General features: G+C 71.7%; 18 protein-coding genes. 5 read left to right on the top strand and 13 right to left on the bottom strand.

The genetic code is table 11. The features are described from left to right. Window positions 1–32 precede the first annotated feature (32 nt). Together cseB and cseC are read left to right on the top strand one after the other, a co-directional pair. Window positions 33–746: a two-component system response regulator CseB gene (gene cseB, locus ACH4RG_RS33930; RefSeq protein WP_397925196.1), complete on the top strand. Its 714-nt coding sequence runs from the start codon at window positions 33–35 to the stop codon at window positions 744–746. Then, window positions 743–2,080: a two-component system sensor histidine kinase CseC gene (gene cseC, locus ACH4RG_RS33925; RefSeq protein ID WP_397925194.1), complete on the top strand. Its 1,338-nt coding sequence runs from the start codon at window positions 743–745 to the stop codon at window positions 2,078–2,080. Before cseB ends, cseC begins: the two co-directional genes overlap by 4 nt. A 310-nt stretch (window positions 2,081–2,390) precedes the next feature. On the opposite strand, the gene ACH4RG_RS33920 is transcribed toward cseC, so the two are convergent. Beyond that, window positions 2,391–3,095, bottom strand: a complete 705-nt coding sequence (locus ACH4RG_RS33920) for a M23 family metallopeptidase (RefSeq protein ID WP_397925192.1) — start codon at window positions 3,093–3,095, stop codon at window positions 2,391–2,393. 457 nt (window positions 3,096–3,552) lie between these two features. On the opposite strand from ACH4RG_RS33920, the gene ACH4RG_RS33915 reads away from it, so the two are divergent. Both ACH4RG_RS33915 and ACH4RG_RS33910 read left to right on the top strand, forming a co-directional pair. Beyond that, the gene (locus ACH4RG_RS33915; protein WP_397925190.1) at window positions 3,553–3,939 is read left to right on the top strand and encodes a trypco2 family protein; all 387 of its coding nucleotides are present in this window, start codon (window positions 3,553–3,555) and stop codon (window positions 3,937–3,939) included. Beyond that, window positions 3,936–7,196 carry an NACHT domain-containing protein gene (locus tag ACH4RG_RS33910; protein ID WP_398540712.1) on the top strand — a complete coding sequence of 1,087 codons (3,261 nt, stop codon included), beginning with the start codon at window positions 3,936–3,938 and terminating at the stop codon, window positions 7,194–7,196. Before ACH4RG_RS33915 ends, ACH4RG_RS33910 begins: the two co-directional genes overlap by 4 nt. A gap of 84 nt (window positions 7,197–7,280) precedes the next feature. Here the strand turns inward: ACH4RG_RS33910 and ACH4RG_RS33905 are convergent, their stop codons facing one another. Next, window positions 7,281–9,809 carry an ATP-dependent Clp protease ATP-binding subunit gene (locus ACH4RG_RS33905; protein WP_018959703.1) on the bottom strand — a complete coding sequence of 843 codons (2,529 nt, stop codon included), beginning with the start codon at window positions 9,807–9,809 and terminating at the stop codon, window positions 7,281–7,283. Window positions 9,810–10,259: 450 nt separating this feature from the next. Between ACH4RG_RS33905 and ACH4RG_RS33900 the strand changes: the two genes are divergently transcribed. Next, window positions 10,260–10,862 (top strand): SCO3374 family protein, encoded by a 603-nt coding sequence (locus tag ACH4RG_RS33900; protein ID WP_397925186.1) that lies wholly within the window; start codon window positions 10,260–10,262, stop codon window positions 10,860–10,862. Here the strand turns inward: ACH4RG_RS33900 and ACH4RG_RS33895 are convergent. The 11 genes from ACH4RG_RS33895 to ACH4RG_RS33845 form a co-directional block, all read right to left on the bottom strand. Continuing rightward, window positions 10,841–11,176 (bottom strand): Lsr2 family protein, encoded by a 336-nt coding sequence (locus ACH4RG_RS33895; protein WP_003968298.1) that lies wholly within the window; start codon window positions 11,174–11,176, stop codon window positions 10,841–10,843. The two genes, ACH4RG_RS33900 and ACH4RG_RS33895, sit on opposite strands and share 22 nt — an antisense overlap. A 144-nt stretch (window positions 11,177–11,320) precedes the next feature. After that, on the bottom strand, window positions 11,321–11,890 hold the full coding sequence (locus tag ACH4RG_RS33890) for an amino-acid N-acetyltransferase (protein WP_397925184.1): 570 nt from the start codon (window positions 11,888–11,890) through the stop codon (window positions 11,321–11,323). Between the two features lie 9 nt (window positions 11,891–11,899). Further along, on the bottom strand, window positions 11,900–12,355 hold the full coding sequence (locus ACH4RG_RS33885) for a BlaI/MecI/CopY family transcriptional regulator (protein ID WP_397925182.1): 456 nt from the start codon (window positions 12,353–12,355) through the stop codon (window positions 11,900–11,902). Window positions 12,356–12,486: 131 nt separating this feature from the next. Further along, window positions 12,487–12,666 carry a hypothetical protein gene (locus ACH4RG_RS33880; protein WP_097967278.1) on the bottom strand — a complete coding sequence of 60 codons (180 nt, stop codon included), beginning with the start codon at window positions 12,664–12,666 and terminating at the stop codon, window positions 12,487–12,489. A gap of 82 nt (window positions 12,667–12,748) precedes the next feature. Next, the gene (locus tag ACH4RG_RS33875) at window positions 12,749–13,333 is read right to left on the bottom strand and encodes a hypothetical protein (RefSeq protein WP_397925246.1); all 585 of its coding nucleotides are present in this window, start codon (window positions 13,331–13,333) and stop codon (window positions 12,749–12,751) included. A 162-nt stretch (window positions 13,334–13,495) separates the two neighbouring features. Continuing rightward, on the bottom strand, window positions 13,496–14,293 hold the full coding sequence (locus tag ACH4RG_RS33870) for a type III pantothenate kinase (RefSeq protein WP_097915092.1): 798 nt from the start codon (window positions 14,291–14,293) through the stop codon (window positions 13,496–13,498). Further along, the gene (gene nadC / locus ACH4RG_RS33865; RefSeq protein ID WP_397925180.1) at window positions 14,293–15,360 is read right to left on the bottom strand and encodes a carboxylating nicotinate-nucleotide diphosphorylase; all 1,068 of its coding nucleotides are present in this window, start codon (window positions 15,358–15,360) and stop codon (window positions 14,293–14,295) included. Before nadC ends, ACH4RG_RS33870 begins: the two co-directional genes overlap by 1 nt. A 112-nt stretch (window positions 15,361–15,472) precedes the next feature. Beyond that, a complete protein-coding gene (locus ACH4RG_RS33860) occupies window positions 15,473–17,164 on the bottom strand; it encodes an L-aspartate oxidase (protein WP_397931322.1) in 1,692 nt (563 codons plus the stop codon). Next, the gene (gene panC, locus ACH4RG_RS33855; RefSeq protein ID WP_397925176.1) at window positions 17,161–18,180 is read right to left on the bottom strand and encodes a pantoate--beta-alanine ligase; all 1,020 of its coding nucleotides are present in this window, start codon (window positions 18,178–18,180) and stop codon (window positions 17,161–17,163) included. The genes ACH4RG_RS33860 and panC overlap by 4 nt, the downstream gene beginning before the upstream one ends. Beyond that, window positions 18,177–18,329 (bottom strand): hypothetical protein, encoded by a 153-nt coding sequence (locus tag ACH4RG_RS33850; protein WP_398540711.1) that lies wholly within the window; start codon window positions 18,327–18,329, stop codon window positions 18,177–18,179. The genes panC and ACH4RG_RS33850 overlap by 4 nt, the downstream gene beginning before the upstream one ends. Then, window positions 18,326–19,276 carry a Rossmann-like and DUF2520 domain-containing protein gene (locus ACH4RG_RS33845; protein WP_397925172.1) on the bottom strand — a complete coding sequence of 317 codons (951 nt, stop codon included), beginning with the start codon at window positions 19,274–19,276 and terminating at the stop codon, window positions 18,326–18,328. Before ACH4RG_RS33845 ends, ACH4RG_RS33850 begins: the two co-directional genes overlap by 4 nt. Between the last annotated feature and the right edge of the window lie 36 nt (window positions 19,277–19,312).

Below are 19,312 nucleotides of genomic sequence, written 5' to 3'. Positions count from 1 at the left end.
CCGGGCGGGAACGGAAAGCGAGAAGCAGCCCCATGGCCGAGACCCACGTCCTCTTCGTCGAGGACGACGACGTGATCCGCGAGGCCACCCAGCTGGCCCTGGAGCGGGTCGGCTTCACGGTCACCGCGATGCCCGACGGGCTCTCCGGCCTGGAGGCGTTCCGCGCCGACCGGCCGGACATCGCCCTGCTCGACGTGATGGTGCCGGGTCTTGACGGGGTCAGCCTGTGCCGCCGCATCCGGGACGAGTCGACCGTCCCGGTGATCATGCTCTCCGCGCGGGCCGACTCGATCGACGTGGTGCTGGGGCTGGAGGCCGGGGCGGACGACTACGTCACCAAGCCCTTCGACGGGGCGGTCCTGGTGGCCCGCATCCGGGCGGTGCTGCGCCGCTTCGGCCACGCGGCCGGCCCGGACGGGCTGGGCCAGGGCGGTGCGGAGGGGGACGCCGAGACGTTCGGTGGAGTGCTGGTCTTCGGCGATCTGGAGGTCGACACGGACGGCATGGAGGTGCGGCGCGCCGGTGAGCAGGTGGCGCTGACACCCACCGAGATGCGGCTGCTGCTGGAGTTCTCGTCCGCGCCGGGCACCGTCCTGTCCCGCGACAAGCTCCTGGAGCGGGTCTGGGACTACGGCTGGGGCGGTGACACCCGGGTCGTGGACGTCCATGTCCAGCGGCTGCGCACCAAGATCGGCCAGGACCGGATCGATACGGTCCGCGGCTTCGGCTACAAGCTGCGCGGATGAAGCGACTGGCCCTGCGGACCGGAGTCCGCTGGAAGATCAGCATCGCCATCGCGGCGGTGGGCGCGCTCGTCGCGGTGGCGCTGAGCCTCGTGGTGCACAACGCGGCCCGCGTCTCGATGATCGAGAACGCCCGCGAGGTGCAGCTGGAGCGGCTGCTGGGCGCCCAGCGGTTCTACGAGGCGACGAGCATGCAGAAGGGCGGGCCGAAGTTCGGGGCGAAGCTCAACGACCCGAGGATCCCGCCGAGCCTGCGCGACGAGGTCCGCAAGAACCGCCGGGCCACCCATGTGACGCAGGGATCCGACGGGGTCCCCGAGGTCTGGGCGGCGGTTCCGCTGGCGGGCGGGGACGTGCTCTCGCTGCACTCCCGGTTCGCGGACCGCTCCGCCACGATCATGGACGACCTGGACCGGGCCCTGATCATCGGCTCGGTCTCGGTGGTCTTCGGCGGCTGTGCGCTCGGGGTCCTCATCGGCGGCCAGCTCTCGCGCCGTCTGCGCAAGGCGGCGGCCGCGGCGGGCCGGGTCGCCGAGGGGCAGACGGACGTACGGGTGAGGGAGGCCGTCGGCGGGGTCGTCCGTGACGAGACCGACGAGCTGGCACGGGCGGTCGACGCGCTGACCGACGCGCTGAACGAGCGGATCGAGGCGGAGCGCCGGGTCACCGCGGACATCGCCCATGAGCTGCGTACCCCGGTGACCGGGCTGCTCACGGCGGCCGAGCTGCTGCCGCCGGGCCGCCCCACCGAGCTGGTACGGGACCGGGCGCAGGCGATGCGGACGCTGGTCGAGGACGTGCTGGAGGTGGCCCGTCTGGACAGCGCCTCGGAGCGGGCGGAGCTCCAGGAGCTGCCGCTCGGCGAGTTCGTCAGCCGCCGGATAGGCCTGCTGAACCCCGAGGTGACCGTGCGGGTGGTGCACGAGTCGTGGGTGTCCACCGATCCACGCCGGCTGGAGCGCATCCTCGGCAATCTGCTGGGGAACGCCGCCAAGCACGGCTCGACCCCGGTGGAGGTCACGGTCGAGGGCCGGGTGGTGCGGGTCCGCGACCACGGTCCGGGATTCCCGGAGGAGCTGCTGCGGGACGGGCCGAGCCGGTTCCGTACCGGAAGCATGGACCGGGCCGGTCACGGGCACGGTCTCGGCCTGACGATCGCGGCGGGCCAGGCGAGGGTGCTGGGGGCCCGGCTGACCTTTCGCAACGCGGCGCCCTCGGGTGCGGCGGAGGGCACGGGCGGGGCGATCGCGGTGCTGTGGCTGCCGGAGCACGCGCCGACGGTCACCGGGAGCTTCCCGGTGCTCCGGATGGCGGACCAGCGGCCTGCGTCGGACTGAGCCGTACCCACGGTGGGGAGAGGTGTGCCTGAGCCGTACCCACGGTGGAGGCCGGACTGAGCCGTACCCACGGTGGACGAGGTGTGCCTGAGCCGAACGCGCGGTGGACAGGTGGGGTGGAACGCCGAAGGCGACCCCGAGGAGTGAGCCGTGAGGCTGTCCTCGACGTCGCCGTCGGACGGGTGACCCGGGCGCACGCCCCGGGTACCGGGGTGTAACGGGTCCACTGACTCTTTTCGGTTGTGCTGCGCGTCCGCCGGGTGCTCGGAGTTCCGGGCGTCGGCGGTAGCGCGCGGTTACGCCGGCCGGATCAGATGGAGACGTGCACCGAGCGGAGGAACGCGGCCGGGTTCAGCGCCGAGCCGTAGTTCGGGCTGGTGCGGATCTCGAAGTGCAGGTGCGGGCCGCTGGAGTTCCCGGTGTTGCCGGACAGGGCGATCTTCTGGCCCGTCTTCACGGTCTGGCCGATCTTCACGTTGACCGTCGACAGGTGCGCGTACTGCGAGTACTTGCCGTTGGAGTGCTTGATCACGACGGCGTTGCCGTAGGCGGGGCCGTCGCCGGCGCCGTTCGGGCCGGCCTTCACGACGGTGCCCTTGTGGACGGCCGTGACCGTGGTGCCGACCGGCACGGCGAAGTCCTGGCCGGAGTGCTTGGCGGCCCAGCGGGCGCCGCCGGTGCCGTAGCTGGCGCTCAGCGTGTACTTCTTGACCGGGGTCTTCCAGGAGGCGGCGTTCTTCTTCGCGGCCTTCTTCTTGTCCTCGGCCTTCTTCTTCGCGTCGGAGGCCTTCTTCGCGGCCGCCTCGGCGGCCTTGCCCTGCGCGGTCGCCTGGGCGGCGACGGAGTTGGCGGTCGTGCCCGCGGCCAGGGGAGCTGCGGCGGCGTCGGTGCCGCCGGACGCGAACGCCGTTCCGGCACCCAGCACCACGGACGCTCCCAGGCCGGCGGCCAGGAAGGCGCCACGGACGCGGAGGGCGGACGGGCGGATGGTGTGCTGGTTCGTTGCGCGCTTCATACGAGGAAGTCCTCCGAAGGTGAGTGGACCCGGCGTGCTGTCCGGGCTTGCTCCACCTTGGTAACCCGCACCCCCGCCGGTGCTCAAACACCCCATCTACGATGAAAAGCCGTAGAGAGGGCCGGGGGAATTCGTCGCGCTTGTCCCCTTACGAGGGGTCGGCGCGCACCTCGGAATCCTTCCCGCGGAACACGTTTAACGCCTGCTCCGATGGGCCATTTCCGGACATGGCACCGCGAAAAGGCTGTAGCGCCCGGAACCTCGGAAGGGCCCGTCGGCGCCGGGCCGAAGGTCCTGCGGCCGATCACGGCCCTCTCTCCTAGCCGGGGTAGTAGGCCTGTTTCGGCCTGTGCGCCTTGTCACCGCCGGTGGGACGTAGGTCCTTCCGATTCGGGACCTTCGGCCTGCTACTTCACTACGCTGACGGGAAAGCGGCACCGCACCCCGGGGGGACCCCATGACAGCCGAGAACACCCACGTACCGGACACCCACGTACCGGACACCCACGCGCTGGACGGCATCGAGCTCGCCGATGCCGTCGCGTCCATCCGCAACCAGCTCATCGACGCGGCGACCCGGGCCACGGACCACCCGGTCTCGTTCGCGGTCGGCGACATCCAGATGGAGTTCACCCTCGAGCTGCGCCGGGAGGCCAGGGCGGGCGGCAAGGTGAAGGCGTGGGTGGTCGAGGCGGGCGTGGACGCCGCGCGCACCACGGGCCGCACGCACAAGGTGGCCTTCACCCTGACCCCGCGCGACGCCGCGACGGGACAGGCCTGGGAGATCGGGACCGAGGACGACGGGTCCACGGCGGGGTTCGGTGACGGGACCTCCCGTACATGAGCCCTCCCGTCGTCCACCCCGCCGACCGTACGGTGGTCGTCACCGCGATCCAGCAGGGCAGCGGCGTCCTGCTCACCGACCGGCTGGTCCTCACCTGCGCCCACGTGGTCAAGTCCGGGTCCGTCCTGATCGCCCACCCGGCCGTCTCCGGCCGGGTACGGGCCACGGTCGCCTGGATCGACTACCGGCTGGACGTGGCCCTGCTGGAGGCCGTCGAACCGGTGCGGCCGGTCCCGCCCGTACGGCTCGGCGTGGTCGACACCCGCCAGGCGATACCCGAGTGCGAGATCACCGGCTTCCCCCGCGTCCAGCGCTACGGCCGCGACCAGCGCCTGGAGGCCGACCAGTACACGGCGACCGTCCTGCCCCTGGCGGGCCGGGTGCGCGACCTGCTGGTCTGCGACCTCGACGGTCCGCCCGCAGCCGGCCCGGACGACGAGCCGACTCCCCTGTCCGGGCTCTCCGGCGGCCCGGTCTTCATGGGGGACGTGCTGCTGGGCGTGGCCCGCCAGGTCCCGCGGCAGCGCGACGGCCGCCGGGTCGAGTGCGTCCCCCTCGGCCCGGTCCTGGCGGCGACCCCGTTCCGCCTCGTCTACCGGCGGACCGGGGTCGACCTGCGCGAGGAACGCGTCCACGGCAGCTTCCCGCGCGACCTGCGGTACGAGGCGGAGTACGCGCAGGCTCTCGGCGTCGCCTACCGCCGCACGAAGATCTTCGGCCTGGACGAGTTGAGCCGGCACGACGCCGAGTGGGACCTGGACACCGCCTACCTCAGCCTGGAGGCGCAGACACGGGACCGGACCGCCCCCGGGGCCCCGGCGGCCCACGCCCCGCCCCTCCCCCGACGCGTCCACGCCCTCCTCGCCGACCGGCCCCGGGTCCTGCTGCGCGGCGAGGCGGGCGCGGGCAAGACGACGCTGCTGTGGTGGCTTGCCGCCCACGCCTCGGCCCGCACCCTTGAGGACGACCTGGCCCCGCTCAACGGCCTGGTCCCCTTCGTGGTGCCCCTGCGCACGCTCCGGGCCCGTGGGGCGACGCTCCCGAGCCCGGCCGAGCTGTCGGGTGCGGCGGGACTGGTGGTCGACGGGGCGCCGGAGGGCTGGGCGGGCCGGGTCCTGGAGTCGGGACGGGCGCTGCTCCTGGTGGACGGGCTGGACGAGGTACCGCCGGAAGAGCGCGAGCAGACGCACGCCTGGCTCACGCAGCTGCTGACCCGCTACTCGGACACCCGGTGCGTCGCGACCGTACGGCCCCTCGCCGTCGAGCCGGACTGGCTGCGCTCGGAAGGCTTCGCGGAGCTACGGCTGCTACCGATGAGCAACGAGGACATCCAGGCGTTCGTGGCCTCCTGGCACCGGGCGGCCCTGCTGTCCGAACCGGACGACCACGACCGGCTGAACGAACTCGAAGGCGACCTGTCCCGCCAGTTCGACCAGAACGCCACGCTCCGTGACCTCGCCCGTACGCCACTGCTCTGCGCGGTGATCTGCGCCCTGCACCGCCGCCGCGACGGCTTCCTCCCGGAGACCCGCTGGAAGCTGTACCGCTCGGCACTGGAGATGCTGCTGGGCCACCGCGACCGCCGCCGCCGGATCGGGGGGCCCGAGGGCGTCGAACTGGAGGTGGAGGAGCACACCCAACTGCTCCAGCGCATCGCGGTGTGGCTGGTCCGGGAGGGCCAGTCGGAGTTCACCCGGGGCCAGGCGCTGCGCCAACTCGGCCGTGCGCTGGCGGGGATGGGCCGGGCCAGGGCCGAGGGCCCGCCCGAGAAGATCCTCACCCATCTCCTCAACCGCAGCGGTCTGCTCCAGGAACGCGCCGACGCCACCTACCAGTTCATCCACCGCACCTTCCAGGACTACCTGGCCGCGAAGGAACTCGTCGAGGACGACCACCTCAACGAGCTGCTGCGGCACGCGGACGAGGAGTCCTGGCAGGACGTGATCCTGCTGGCGGCGGGGCACTGCGGCAGGCACGAACTCGCGGTGCTGGTGGACGGCTTGCTGGACGCGGGGCTGAAGCACCCGGAGGGCTCGGCCGAGCGGAGCGCCCTCCATGTCCTCGCGGCGCTGTGCGAGCAGCACGCGACCTGGCTGGACGGCTCGGTACGGGACCGGGTCCGCCACAGTACGGCGTCGCTGTTCCCGCCCGCCGACGCGGACCAGGTGGCCGTCCTGTCCCGGCTCGGGGCGGCGGCGCTGGACCACCTGCCGGACCCGGAGAGCATGCCGGTGGACAGCCCGGGCGCCCACCACGTATCCCGCCTGCTCCGCAGAATCGGCGGCGCCGAGGCCATCCGGCACGTCCGCGCATGGCTTACCGCGCACCCCGCGCTGTTCAGCGACTTGGCCGTTCTGTGGAGCAACTTTCCACCGGAGGCCTACGCCCGTGAGGTGCTCGCCCCTCACGACCTCTCGAAGCGCATCGTCCTCGTCGACCGGGGCCGGCTCGACGCCCTGCGCCACCTGCCGTCTTTGGAACGACTCGTCCTGTTCGGTGACCTGACCGATGACGAACTGCGCACTGCCCTGGCCGAGACCCGTCTGAGGCATCTGCGCCTCCACGGAAACACCCTGTTCGCGGACGTCTCCCTGCTGGGCTCCCAGGCGGAGACGCTCCGCCATCTCAGTCTCAGCCAATGTCCCGCGATCGAGGATCTGACGCCGCTCGGCGCGCTGCCCTCCCTCACCGAGCTCGGGGTGGACCTGGGACAGCGATCGGCCGGTCTCCTCGCCCCCGTGGAGGGCATGCCGGGCCTCACCTACCTGAGTGTCGTCGGATTCGACCCGGCCGAGTGGGACGAGCTGCCAGTCCTCCCGGGACTGACGCAGCTCTGGATCCGCAGTGACCAGCCCCTGTCCGTGCGGGGGCTCGGGGCGTGGAAGTCGCTCACCGCGCTGCGCGTCTCGGAGGTCGCGTCGCTCGGCGACGTGCTGACCGAGCTCCGCGCGAACCCCCGCATCACCCTGTTCGAGCTCCAGCCGTTCCCCTTCCCGGCGTCGGCCGCTCTCGAACCGGTCCCCTCGGTCAAGGCCCTGGAGGTCGATGCGTTCCGCGACGCCGAGCAGGCGCACCTTTTGCACCGGCTCTTTCCCGGACTCACCACGCTGACGCTGAACGTTCCGGCGGGCACGGCGGAACTGGACCTCACGCCCCTGCTCTCCTGGACCGGTCTACGGGTAACCGTCCACGGACGCGTTGGCACGCACCTGATGGGCGGCGACGCACTGGGAGACCGGCTCAGCATCCATGTCTGACGCGAAGGGGCTGCCCCGGACCGGTACGCATACCGGTTCCGGGGCAGCCCCTTCACACGCTCGGGCTCACGCCCTACACGCGCGTCACGCGTCCTTCGTGAGGTTCGGGCCGGCGCCGCCTGCCGCCTGCTCGATCGGCGGGACGTCGGGCAGAGCCGACTTCTCCTCGCCGCGGAAGGTGAACGTCTTCTCGTCACCCTCGCCCTCGGTGCCCACGACCACGATGTGACCGGGACGCAGCTCGCCGAAGAGGATCTTCTCGGAGAGGATGTCCTCGATCTGCCGCTGGATCGTCCGGCGCAGCGGCCGGGCGCCCATCACGGGGTCGTAGCCCTTCTTCGCGAGCAGCATCTTGGCCTCGCCACTGAGCTCGATGCCCATGTCGCGGTCCCGGAGGCGCTCGTCGACCTTGGCGAGCATGAGGTCGACGATCTGGATGATGTCTTCCTCGGTCAGCTGGTGGAAGACGACCGTGTCGTCGACACGGTTGAGGAATTCCGGCCGGAAGTGCTGCTTGAGCTCCTCGTTGACCTTGGTCTTCATCCGCTCGTAGTTCGTCTTGACGTCGCCCTGGGCGGCGAATCCCAGGTTGAAGCCCTTCGAGATGTCCCGGGTCCCGAGGTTGGTCGTCATGATGATGACCGTGTTCTTGAAGTCCACGACCCGACCCTGGGAGTCGGTCAGGCGACCGTCCTCCAGAATCTGGAGCAGGGAATTGAAGATATCCGGGTGGGCCTTCTCGACCTCGTCGAAGAGGACGACGGAGAACGGCTTGCGGCGCACCTTCTCGGTGAGCTGCCCGCCCTCCTCGTAGCCCACGTAGCCGGGGGGCGAACCGAAGAGACGGGAAACCGTGTGCTTCTCGCTGAACTCCGACATGTCGAGGGAGATCAGCGCGTCCTCGTCGCCGAAGAGGAATTCGGCGAGCGTCTTGGAGAGCTCGGTCTTACCGACACCGGACGGGCCGGCGAAGATGAACGAGCCGCCGGGGCGCTTCGGGTCCTTCAGACCGGCTCGCGTACGGCGGATCGCCTGCGAAAGGGCCTTGATGGCGTCCTTCTGCCCGATGACGCGCTTGTGGAGCTCGTCCTCCATGCGCAGCAGACGGGAGGACTCCTCCTCCGTCAGCTTGAAGACCGGGATTCCGGTGGCCGTGGCCAGGACCTCGGCGATGAGCTCGCCGTCGACCTCGGCGACGACGTCCATGTCGCCGGCCTTCCACTCCTTCTCCCGCTTGGCCTTCGCCGCCAGCAGCTGCTTCTCCTTGTCGCGGAGGGAAGCCGCCTTCTCGAAGTCCTGGGAGTCGATGGCCGACTCCTTGTCGCGGCGGACGCCCGCGATCTTCTCGTCGAACTCGCGGAGGTCCGGCGGCGCGGTCATCCGGCGGATGCGCATCCGGGAACCGGCCTCGTCGATCAGGTCGATCGCCTTGTCCGGCAGGAAGCGGTCCGAGATGTACCGGTCGGCCAGGGTCGCGGCCTGGACCAGCGCCTCGTCCGTGATGGAGACCCGGTGGTGGGCCTCGTAACGGTCGCGCAGACCCTTGAGGATCTCGATGGTGTGCGGCAGCGACGGCTCCGCGACCTGGATGGGCTGGAAGCGGCGCTCGAGAGCGGCGTCCTTCTCCAGGTGCTTGCGGTACTCGTCGAGCGTGGTGGCGCCGATGGTCTGGAGCTCACCGCGCGCCAGCATGGGCTTCAGGATCGAAGCCGCGTCGATGGCGCCTTCCGCGGCACCCGCACCGACGAGCGTGTGGAGCTCGTCGATGAACAGGATGATGTCGCCGCGGGTGCGGATCTCCTTGAGGACCTTCTTCAGGCGCTCCTCGAAGTCACCCCGGTACCGGGAGCCGGCGACCAGGGCGCCGAGGTCCAGCGTGTAGAGGTGCTTGTCCTTGAGGGTCTCGGGCACCTCGCCCTTGACGATCGCCTGGGCCAGGCCCTCGACGACCGCCGTCTTGCCGACGCCGGGCTCGCCGATGAGGACCGGGTTGTTCTTGGTCCGGCGGGACAGCACCTGCATGACCCGCTCGATCTCCTTCTCGCGCCCGATGACCGGGTCGAGCTTGGACTCACGAGCGGCCTGGGTGAGATTCCGGCCGAACTGGTCGAGCACCAGGGACGTGGAGGGCGTGCCCTCGGCGGGACCGCCTGCGGTGGCCGCCTCCTTGCCGCCCGAATACCCGGAAAGCAGCTGGATGACCTGCTGCCGGACCCGGTTCAGGTCGGCGCCCAGCTTCACGAGGACCTGGGCGGCGACGCCCTCGCCCTCGCGGATCAGGCCGAGCAGGATGTGCTCGGTGCCGATGTAGTTGTGGCCCAGCTGAAGAGCCTCGCGGAGCGACAGCTCCAGGACCTTCTTGGCTCGCGGAGTGAAGGGGATGTGCCCGGAAGGAGCCTGCTGCCCCTGCCCGATGATCTCCTCCACCTGCTGGCGGACCGCCTCGAGCGAAATCCCGAGGCTCTCCAGGGCCTTAGCGGCGACACCCTCACCCTCATGGATCAGGCCCAGGAGGATGTGCTCGGTGCCGATGTAGTTGTGGTTGAGCATCCGGGCTTCTTCCTGAGCCAGGACGACAACCCGCCGCGCGCGGTCGGTGAACCTCTCGAACATCGTTAATCGCTCCTCAGAGCGGTCGGTCAGTGAGGGGTCGGTCCCCTCCCAGTCCTTCCGCATGCTAGTCCCGCAGGACGGGACAGCTCATTCCAACTGCCGACATCCGTCCGGATCACCCCGCGCCGAGCGGGGATTCTTACTGCCGAACAGCTGACAACTGCTCCAACCCGATGGTGCGAGACGATGTTCCCGCAGGCCAGGCAGATACCCCTTTCGCCAGTACGCCGATGGCGAACGCGAGACGCCTCGGCCAGCGTGTCGCCCCTTCCCACTAGGAAAGTCTTACCCGCAATCACTGACAGTCCATGCGGCGCGCCCCGGTTCCCTCCGCTACGGGCGAACATCCTTGCGCTGCTGAACGCTCTCGCGCGCCCCCGCGGCCAGGACTGAACGTGACACTTCAGGGACCCTGCGTAACTCCGGTGGCGGTTCGACTGTTCATCGGACATGTCTCCCACCGTCCCGCAGCCCCGATCGTCACCCGATGCCGCTCCGGGTTCGGCCGATGCCGCACTCGCTCAGCGGTACGCGAAGGAGCTGGGCTGGGCCACCGCGGGACGGACTCCGCTGCGGCTGCTCACCGGGGCGCTCTTCGATGTGCTGGAGCTGCCCGCCGAGGCCGGCCACGCCGTGCTGCTGCGCGGGGTGCGCACCGGTCCCGTGCTGCTGTCCGGTACGCGGATGGGGCTGCTGGTCGCCGCGGGCGGCGCGGATGAGCTGCCGGGGCTGCTCGACTGGCTGGAGTGGGGCCCGGTCGCGCTGGACCTGACCGCCGTGGGCGCGGGGGGACGCGTCACGGCCCCGCCTCTCCCGGGCGCCCCGGGGGACTCGCCGGGGGCCGCTGTGTGGCTGCGGCCCCCAGAGCCGAGGCGTGCGCCCGAGAGGATGCTGCCGGCCTTCACGGGCTTCGGGAGCAGCGGTGGGGATGCCCCCGATCTCGTACGCCTGGTGGACGCCGCGGCAACCGAATGCCATCGGGTCCGGCTGTCACGCGCCCGTTCCGGGGCGCCGACAAGGGGTGGAACGGATCAGCCGTTGGCCTTCTCGTAAGCCTCGCGGATCTCGGCGGGAACGCGGCCGCGGTCATTCACATTGTGGCCGTTCTCCCGCGCCCACCGGCGGATTTCCGCGGTGTCCTTGTTACCGCCGGCCACGGCGCGGCCCTTGCCGCGGCCCGTGGCGGCACGGCCACCGGTGCGACGTCCACCCTTGGTGTAGGGCTCGAGAAGGCCGCGAAGCTTGTCCGCGTTGGCCGTGGTGAGGTCGATCTCGTACGTCTTGCCGTCAAGGGCGAACGTGACGGTCTCATCGGCCTCGACGCCGTCGAGGTCATCGACAAGAAGGACCTGAACCTTCTGTGCCACGGGATTTCCTTTCATCGAAAATGGAGTACGCGGAAAGGAAACCGCTTTTCCCTCGAAAACACAAACCCCCTGCAGGGGTTCAGCAGCCCGAGAAGACGGGAAACGTGCGCGATTCGGACATAGGGTTGCAGGTCCTTCTGCGGATCACAGGTGCAGAAGCATCCGGCTGTTGCCCAAGGTGTTCGGCTTCACTCGTTCGAGACCGAGGAACTCCGCGACACCCTCGTCGTACGAACGCAGCAGCTCACTGTAGACATCGGTGTCCACAGGCGTCTCCCCGATCTCGACGAAGCCGTGCTTCGCGAAGAAGTCCACTTCGAAGGTGAGACAGAAAACCCTGCGGACACCGAGCCATCGGGCGGTCTGCAAGAGCTTGTCCAGTACGTGGTGCCCGACTCCGGCGCCCTTGATGCGGGGGTCGACGGCAAGGGTCCGCACTTCCGCCAGGTCTTCCCACATGACATGAAGTGCGCCGCAGCCGATGACCGTCGCGTCCTCGTCGCGTTCCGCGACCCAGAACTCCTGGATGTCCTCGTAAAGGGTGACGGTCGCTTTGTCGAGCAGGATGCCTCCGGACACGTACCCGTCGAGGAGTCGTCGTACGGACGCGACATCACTCGTCCTGGCCCGCCGGACGGTGATGGCGGGCTTATTTACCGACGGGTCGGTATGAAGTTCGGTATCCGGATCGCTTTGCGGCTGCTCTGAGGACATGCACCGACGCTATCTCCCGCTCTCCGGCGGCACGTCATCGGCCGGGGCGTCATCTCCGTCGGCACCGGCGGTCGGTTCCGCGGGGTTGCCGGAGGTTTCGGCGGGGTTGGGGGAAACCATGCGAACAGCGTCCTGCAGCGCTTCGCGCTGTTCGGCGGACATCATGCCGAAGAACGCGACGAGAGCGGCGGCGGGGTTGTCACTGCGTGACCAGGCTTCGTTCATCAGTGCGGCCGAGTAGGCGGCCCTGGTGGAGACGGCCGTATATCGATAGGCCCGGCCGTCGACTTCCCTGCGGACCCAGCCCTTCTGATGGAGATTGTCCATTACCGTCATCACGGTCGTGTAGGCGATGGACCGCTCCCGCTGAAGGTCCTCGAGGACTTCCCGCACGGTGACCGGTCGGTTCCATTGCCAGACGCGTGTCATCACGGCGTCTTCGAGGTCTCCCAATGGGCGGGGCACAGGATCACTTTAGTGCCAGATGTCCTGAATGTTCTGGTATTTACACAGCGAAAGAGCGCACGGCTCCGATGAGTCGTGCGCTCCGGGGTGCGCGTCGGGAGGATTACGGGGCGGACGGGCCGCGCGCGCGATCAGGCGTTCTCCGGACGAGCGGTCTGCTTTACGGATTCCGCGCGGGCGAGCGCCGCGTCCACCACGGCGTCCTCCTTGGTCTTGTTCGGACCGCCCTGACTCTTGACGATGATCACGATCAGGGCGATGAAGAAGACGGCCATCACCACGGGGGGCACGAGCGCGGATACGTAGTCCATGCCGTCCAGAGTAGCGAGGCCGGAACGGTCCGACGCGGCGACCTCCCGGTGGGGGGCCGCCGCGTCGGACACCGCACAGAGGTCAGCCGGCCGCCCGCTCCTCGGACGGCGGCGGCGCGGGGCGGCGGCGCGGCGGGAAGACCTCGGAGGGCTTGGGCATCGGGCGGTCGCCGGGCTTCTGCGGGCGGTCCGGGGCGGCCGGGGTCCTGGGGCGGTCCGTTTCCCGGTCGGCGGCGCGGCCGCCGGGCAGGGCGAGCAGCCGGCTGCGGGGTCCGGGGGCCGTGAGCGCGGCGGAGCGGCCGGCGAGCCGGGCCCGTACGGAGCGCTCGGCGAGCACCTGACAGCGCTCCAGGAGGGCCGCCGCGAGCCGCCCGCCGCGCAGCGCCCGCAGGGCGGCCAGATCGTCCGGACGGGGGTCGTAGCCGGCCGCCAGGGCGTCCTGGAGCAGCTCCAGGTAGCCGGTGGCGGAGCCGGGGAGGGCGTTGCGGTAGCGGGCGAGGTCGGCGAGGAGGAACGCTCGCAGCCGACCCGCCTCGCCGGCCGCCTCGTCCACGGAGCCGGCGAGCCGCAGGCAGTCCTGGACGTCCTCGTCGGACAGGGGCGTGGGGTGGAGGGCGATGGCAAGGGCACGTCGGAGCACCCGCAGCTCGTCCGCGCTGAACGCCATGCCGCCTCGTGAACCGTAGGGCGTGGGCATAACGCGACAATACGTGCTAAATGGACAAAATCCGTTTAACTGGCCGCCGATGGCGCGGCGTACGCCCGCGGGGTCCCGGCCCCCGCCCCCGGCTGTTGCCGCAGGTACCGCCCGGTTCCGGCAGGGCGCCCCCTACGACCGGGAGACGTTCCGCTCGTACACCAGGCGCAGCCCGATGAGCGTCAGCCACGGCTCGTGCTCGTCGATGACCGAGGACTCCCCCAACACCATCGGAGCAAGGCCGCCCGTCGCGATGACGGTGACGTCGTCCGGGTCGGCGGCCAGCTCCTTCTTCATCCGGGCCACCACCCCGTCGACCTGGCCCGCGAAGCCGTAGACGATGCCGGACTGCATGGCCTCGACGGTGTTCTTGCCGATCACGCTGCGCGGCCGGGCCAGCTCGATCTTGCGGAGCTGGGCGCCCTTGACGCCGAGGGCCTCGACCGAGATCTCGATGCCGGGGGCGATCACCCCGCCGGTGTACTCGCCGCGCGGGGAGACCGCGTCGAAGGTGGTGGCGGTGCCGAAGTCGACGACGATCGCCGGGCCCCCGTACAGCTCGACGGCGGCGACCGCGTTGATGATGCGGTCCGCGCCGACCTCCTTGGGGTTGTCCATCAGGATCGGCACGCCCGTCTTGACGCCGGGCTCCACCAGGACGGCGGGGACGTCGCCGTAGTAGCGGCGGGTGACCTCGCGCAGTTCGTGCAGGACCGAGGGGACGGTGGCGCAGATCGCGATGCCCTCGATGCCGTCGCCCAGCTCCATGCCGAGCAGCGGGTGCATGCCCATCAGGCCCTGGAGCAGGACGGCCAGCTCGTCGGCGGTGCGGCGGGCGTCCGTGGAGATCCGCCAGTGCTCGACGATCTCCTCGCCGTCGAAGAGACCGAGGACCGTGTGCGTGTTGCCGACGTCGATGGTGAGCAGCATCAGGCGTCGGCCCCGTCGGTGGCGTCGGCGTCGGCGTCGCGGAAGTCCAGGCCGATGTCGAGGATCGGCGAGGAGTGGGTGAGCGCCCCGACCGCGAGGTAGTCGACGCCCGCGTCGGCGTAGGCGCGGGCCGAGTCGAGGGTCAGGCGGCCGGAGGACTCCAGGATCGCCCGGCCGGCGACCAGGGCGACGGCCTCGGCGGTCTCGGCCGGGGTGAAGTTGTCCAGCAGGATCAGGTCGACGCCCGCGTCCAGCACCTCACGGACCTGGTCCATCGTGTCGACCTCGACCTCGATGGGCAGCTCGGGGAACTCGGCGCGGACCCGTTTGAAGGCCTCGGCGACGCCGCCCGCGGCGATCACGTGGTTGTCCTTGACCAGGGCCGCGTCGGAGAGCGACATGCGGTGGTTGACGCCACCGCCGCAGCGCACCGCGTACTTCTCCAGCGCGCGCAGGCCCGCCGTCGTCTTGCGGGTGTCGCGGACCTTGGCCTTGCTGCCCTCCAGCACGTCCGCCCAGGCGCGGGTGGCGGTCGCGATGCCCGAGAGGCGGCAGAGCAGGTTCAGCGCGCTGCGCTCGCCGGTCAGCAGGTCGCGGGTGCGGGTGGTGACGGTCAGCAGCTTCTCGCCGGGGGCGATCCGGTCGCCGTCCTCGACGTGCCGCTCGACCTCGAACTCCTCGGTGCAGACGATCGACAGGACCGCCTCGGCGACCCGGAGCCCGGCGACGACGCCTGCCTCGCGGGCGGTGAAGTCACCGGTGATCACGGCGTCCTCCGGGACGGTCGCCACGGTCGTGACGTCCACCCCGCCGTCGAGGTCCTCCTCGATCGCCACATGGGCGACGTCCTCGACCTGGACGGGGTCGAGCCCCGCCCGGGCCAGCAGCAGGGCGAGCGCGGGGTCCAGACCGCACTCCAGGGCTTCGGGGTCGAATCCGTCGTCACCGCCGCAGCCGCAGCCGTCGCCGCAGCCGCCTTCCGCCGGTACGGAGGATGCGGGCGCGCCGACGCTGATCAGCGGTACGTCCACGGGTGTGGGGCGCGGATTCTCTTCGGGCGTGCTCACGGTGACGGCTCCTCGGGGGCGTGGCGGGTGGTGCGGTCGGGGCGGGTGGTTCTCATGTGCCGCCGGCGCCGCCCTGTGGTCTCCGGCGGTGCGGCTGCTTCCAGCAGTCTGCTCAATCCGACGGGCGTACGGGCGGGAACGCGGCGGTCTCCGTGCGGTGCACGACCGGGGTGTGGTCCGGCGCGATACGGACGACCAGGTGGCGGCGGCCGTGGGCGTCGTCGCGGTCGGGCCGGTCCTCGCGCCAGTGACAGCCGCGGGTCTCCTCGCGGTCCCGGGCGGCGGCGACCAGGACCCGGGAGACCAGGAGCAGGTTGGTGACCTCCCAGGCGTCGACCCCGGGGACGACCGCCTTGGCGTCTCTCGGCCCCTCGGCGTCGGCGGCGGCATCGCGGTGCAGGGTCTCCAGCTCCTCGGCGGCGGCGGCCAGGCTGTCGGCGGAGCGCAGGACCCCGGCGCCCCGGGTCATGGCGCGCTGGATCGCCGCACGGGCCTCGGGGGCCAGCAGCGGCACGGGGTCACCGGCGTCCGGGCTCCCGGCCGGCTCGGTGCGGGGCGGGCGGGCCCCGGCGATGTCGGCGGCGATGCGCTCGGCGAAGACCAGGCCCTCCAGGAGGGAGTTGGACGCGAGGCGGTTGGCCCCGTGCACCCCGGTGCAGGCGACCTCGCCGCAGGCGTACAGGCCGGGGACGGTGGTGCGGCCCCGCAGGTCGGTGCGGACGCCGCCGGAGGCGTAGTGCGCGGCCGGGGCGACCGGGATCGGTTCGGTCACCGGGTCGATGCCGTGGGACCGGCAGGCGGCCAGGATGGTGGGGAAGCGCTGCTCCCACATCCGCGCCCCGAAGTGCCGGGCGTCGAGATACATGTGCTCGGCACCGTGGTCGAGCATGCGGCGGGTGATGGCCTTGGCGACGATGTCGCGGGGGGCCAGCTCGGCCAGCTCGTGCTGTCCGAGCATGAAGCGGACGCCGTCGCCGTCGACGAGATGCGCGCCCTCGCCGCGTACGGCTTCGGAGACCAGCGGCTGCTGGCCCTCGGAGTCCGTGCCGAGGAACAGGACGGTCGGGTGGAACTGGACGAACTCCAGGTCGGAGACCTCCGCCCCGGCCCGCAGCGCGAGCGCCACCCCGTCACCGGTGGAGACGGGGGGATTGGTGGTGGCGGAGAAGACCTGACCCATGCCGCCGGTGGCCAGGACGACCGAGGGGGCTCGGACCGCGCCGACGCCGTCGTGCTGCCCCTCGCCCATGACGTGCAGCGAGACGCCCGCCGTGCGGCCTTCGGCGTCCGTGAGCAGGTCCAGGACCAAGGCGTTCTCGATGGTGTGCAGGGCGGCCTCGCGGACCGCGCCGACCAGGGCGCGGGAGATCTCCGCGCCGGTCGCGTCGCCGCCCGCGTGGGCGATGCGGCGGCGGTGGTGGCCGCCCTCGCGGGTCAGCGCGATGTCGCCGCTGTCGGTGGTGTCGAAGTGCGCGCCGGTGTTGATCAGCCGGCGTACGGCGTCGGGGCCCTCGGTGACCAGGGTGCGCACGGCCTCCTCGTCGCAGAGGCCCGCGCCCGCGACCAGGGTGTCGTCGAGGTGCTGCTCGGGGGTGTCGCCCTCGCCGAGCGCGGCGGCGATGCCGCCCTGGGCCCAGCGGGTCGAACCGTCGTCGAGGCGGGCCTTGGTGACGACGACGGTGTCCAGGCCGGCGGCGGCGCAGCGCAGCGCGGTGGTGAGCCCGGCGACACCGGAGCCGACCACCACGACGTCCGCGTCGATGGCCCAGCCGGGGGCGGGGGCGGTCAGCCGTATTCCGGTCACGTCAGGGCTCCGAAGGTGAGGGGGATGTTGTCGATGAGGCGGGTGTCCCCGACCCGGGCCGCGACGGCGAGGATCGCCTCCCCGCTCTCACGGTCGTCCGGGATCTCGGTGAAGTCCGCCGGGTCCACCAGGGCCAGGTAGTCGAGGGCGAGCGGCGCCCTGTCCCGGGCGGCGGCCTGCTCCAGGACCGTCCGCGCGGCGGCCCGGACGGCGGCGGGCGCCCCGTTGGGCCGGGCCAGCGCCACGGCCTGGGCGTCGGCGGCGGCGCGGGCCTCGCCGAGCCTGTTGAGCCCGGCGGCCCGGTCGCCGCCGGGTGCGGTGGCCCGGGCCCGCTCGTGCAGCGCCTGCTGGGCGGCGAGCCGGTCGCGGGCCGCGAACAGGGCGCGGGACAGGGCGAGGGCGGTGTGCCGCTCCGCGGCGGTCAGGAAGCGGTTGCGGCTGGAGAGCGCGAGGCCGTCCGGGTCCCGGACGGTGGGCACGCCGGTGATCCGGACGCCGAAGTTCAGGTCGCGGACCATGCGGCGGATCAGGGCGAGCTGCTGGGCGTCCTTCTGCCCGTAGAACGCCTCGTCGGGACGGGTGAGGTGGAGGAGCTTGGCGACGACGGTGAGCATGCCGTCGAAGTGTCCGGGGCGGGCCGCGCCTTCGAGGCGCTCGCCCATGGGGCCGGCGGTGATCCGGACCTGGGGCTCCCCGCCCGGATAGACCTCGTCCACACCGGGGGCGAAGACCGCGTCGGCCCCCGCCGCCGCGGCGGTCTCCAGGTCGGCGTCCAGAGTGCGCGGATAGCGGTCCAGGTCGGCGGCCTCGCCGAACTGGAGCGGGTTCACGAAGACGGTGACCACGACCTGGCCGTCCGCACCCGCGGCTTCGCGTGCCGCGCGGATCAGGGAGGCGTGGCCGTCGTGGAGCGCGCCCATCGTCATGACGACGGCCCGCTCGGCCCCGGCGGGGCGGGACAGCGCGTCCAGCTCGGCGGCGGTGCGCAGGAGGGCGGGCCGGACCGTGTGCGTCATCGGGTCTCCCCGGCTCCGGTGCGGCCGGTGATCGGCGCGAGGGCCGGTCCCGTACGGCCGGTGACCGTCCTGCCGGTGACCGTCCTGCCGGTGACCGTACGACCTGTGACCGTACGGCCGGTGACCTTCCGGCCGGTGATCGGCGTCATCGGGTCTCCCCCGGTCCGGGGCCGCCGGGGCGGCGTTCCTGGTCGGCCAGGACGTCGAGGAGGTCCTCGGCCAGCTCGGCCTTGAGCAGGCCGTGGGCGAGCGCCCGGTCGGCCGTGGCGCGGGCCATCGCGAGATATCCGGCCACCGCCTGCGGGGCGTGCTCGCGCAGCTCGCCGATGTGGGCGGCGACCGTGCCCGCGTCACCCCGGGCGACCGGGCCGGTCAGCGCGGCGTCGCCGGAGCGCAGGGCGTTGTCCAGGGCCGCGCCGAGCAGCGGGCCGAGCATCCGGTCGGGGGCGGCGACCCCGGCCCTGGCCAGCAGCTCCATCGACTGGGCGACCAGCGTGACCAGGTGGTTCGCGCCGAGGGCGAGGGCCGCGTGGTAGAGCGGGCGGGACTCCTCGGCGATCCACTCCGGCTCGCCGCCCATCTCGATGACCAGGGCCTCGGCGGCGAGCCGCAGCTCCTCGGGGGCGGTGACGCCGAAGGAGCAGCCCGCGAGCCGCTGCACGTCGACGGCGGTGCCGGTGAACGTCATCGCGGGGTGCAGCGCGAGCGGCAGGGCCCCGGCCCGCAGCGCGGGGTCCAGCACCCTCGCCCCGTACCGCCCGGAGGTGTGGACGAGCAGCTGGCCCGGCCGTACGGCGCCGGTCCCGGCGAGGCCCTCGACCAGCGTGGGCAGCACGTCGTCGGGGACGGTCAGCAGCACCAGCTCGGCGCGGGCCAGCACCTCGGCGGGCTCCACCAGGGGCACGTCGGGGAGCAGCTCGGCGGCGCGGCGCCGGGAGACGTCGGAGACGCCGGACACGGCGACCGGGCGGTGCCCGGCGAGCCGGAGTGAGGCGGCGAGAGCGGGTCCGACCCGGCCCGCACCGACGACGCCGACCGTGAGTCGGGCGGGGCGGTCCCTCGCGTCGAGGGGTTCCTTCGAAACTGGTGTGTTCACGCGGCGATGGCCTTCCGTTCCAGTCCGCGGGGGGTA

It is taken from the genome of Streptomyces sp. NPDC021019 (assembly GCF_044333295.1).
In the GTDB taxonomy this organism is placed as follows: Bacteria; Actinomycetota; Actinomycetes; order Streptomycetales; family Streptomycetaceae; genus Streptomyces.
The sequence above is the reverse complement of the archived record's forward strand: the minus strand, read 5'-3'. Positions and strand labels throughout refer to the sequence as shown.

What these genes read in the sequence shown, in the direction of transcription:
- ACH4RG_RS33880 (WP_097967278.1), bottom strand. Translation starts at nt 12,666, where the DNA reads ATGGACTACGTATCCGCGCTCGTGCCCCCCGTGGTGATGGCCGTCTTC.
- cseB (WP_397925196.1), top strand. Translation starts at nt 33, where the DNA reads ATGGCCGAGACCCACGTCCTCTTCGTCGAGGACGACGACGTGATCCGC.
- ACH4RG_RS33890 (WP_397925184.1), bottom strand. Translation starts at nt 11,890, where the DNA reads ATGTCCTCAGAGCAGCCGCAAAGCGATCCGGATACCGAACTTCATACC.
- ACH4RG_RS33900 (WP_397925186.1), top strand. Translation starts at nt 10,260, where the DNA reads ATGTCTCCCACCGTCCCGCAGCCCCGATCGTCACCCGATGCCGCTCCG.
- ACH4RG_RS33920 (WP_397925192.1), bottom strand. Translation starts at nt 3,095, where the DNA reads ATGAAGCGCGCAACGAACCAGCACACCATCCGCCCGTCCGCCCTCCGC.
- cseC (WP_397925194.1), top strand. Translation starts at nt 743, where the DNA reads ATGAAGCGACTGGCCCTGCGGACCGGAGTCCGCTGGAAGATCAGCATC.
- ACH4RG_RS33850 (WP_398540711.1), bottom strand. Translation starts at nt 18,329, where the DNA reads ATGACGCCGATCACCGGCCGGAAGGTCACCGGCCGTACGGTCACAGGT.
- ACH4RG_RS33870 (WP_097915092.1), bottom strand. Translation starts at nt 14,293, where the DNA reads ATGCTGCTCACCATCGACGTCGGCAACACGCACACGGTCCTCGGTCTC.
- ACH4RG_RS33910 (WP_398540712.1), top strand. Translation starts at nt 3,936, where the DNA reads ATGAGCCCTCCCGTCGTCCACCCCGCCGACCGTACGGTGGTCGTCACC.
- panC (WP_397925176.1), bottom strand. Translation starts at nt 18,180, where the DNA reads ATGACGCACACGGTCCGGCCCGCCCTCCTGCGCACCGCCGCCGAGCTG.
- ACH4RG_RS33905 (WP_018959703.1), bottom strand. Translation starts at nt 9,809, where the DNA reads ATGTTCGAGAGGTTCACCGACCGCGCGCGGCGGGTTGTCGTCCTGGCT.
- ACH4RG_RS33915 (WP_397925190.1), top strand. Translation starts at nt 3,553, where the DNA reads ATGACAGCCGAGAACACCCACGTACCGGACACCCACGTACCGGACACC.
- ACH4RG_RS33875 (WP_397925246.1), bottom strand. Translation starts at nt 13,333, where the DNA reads ATGGCGTTCAGCGCGGACGAGCTGCGGGTGCTCCGACGTGCCCTTGCC.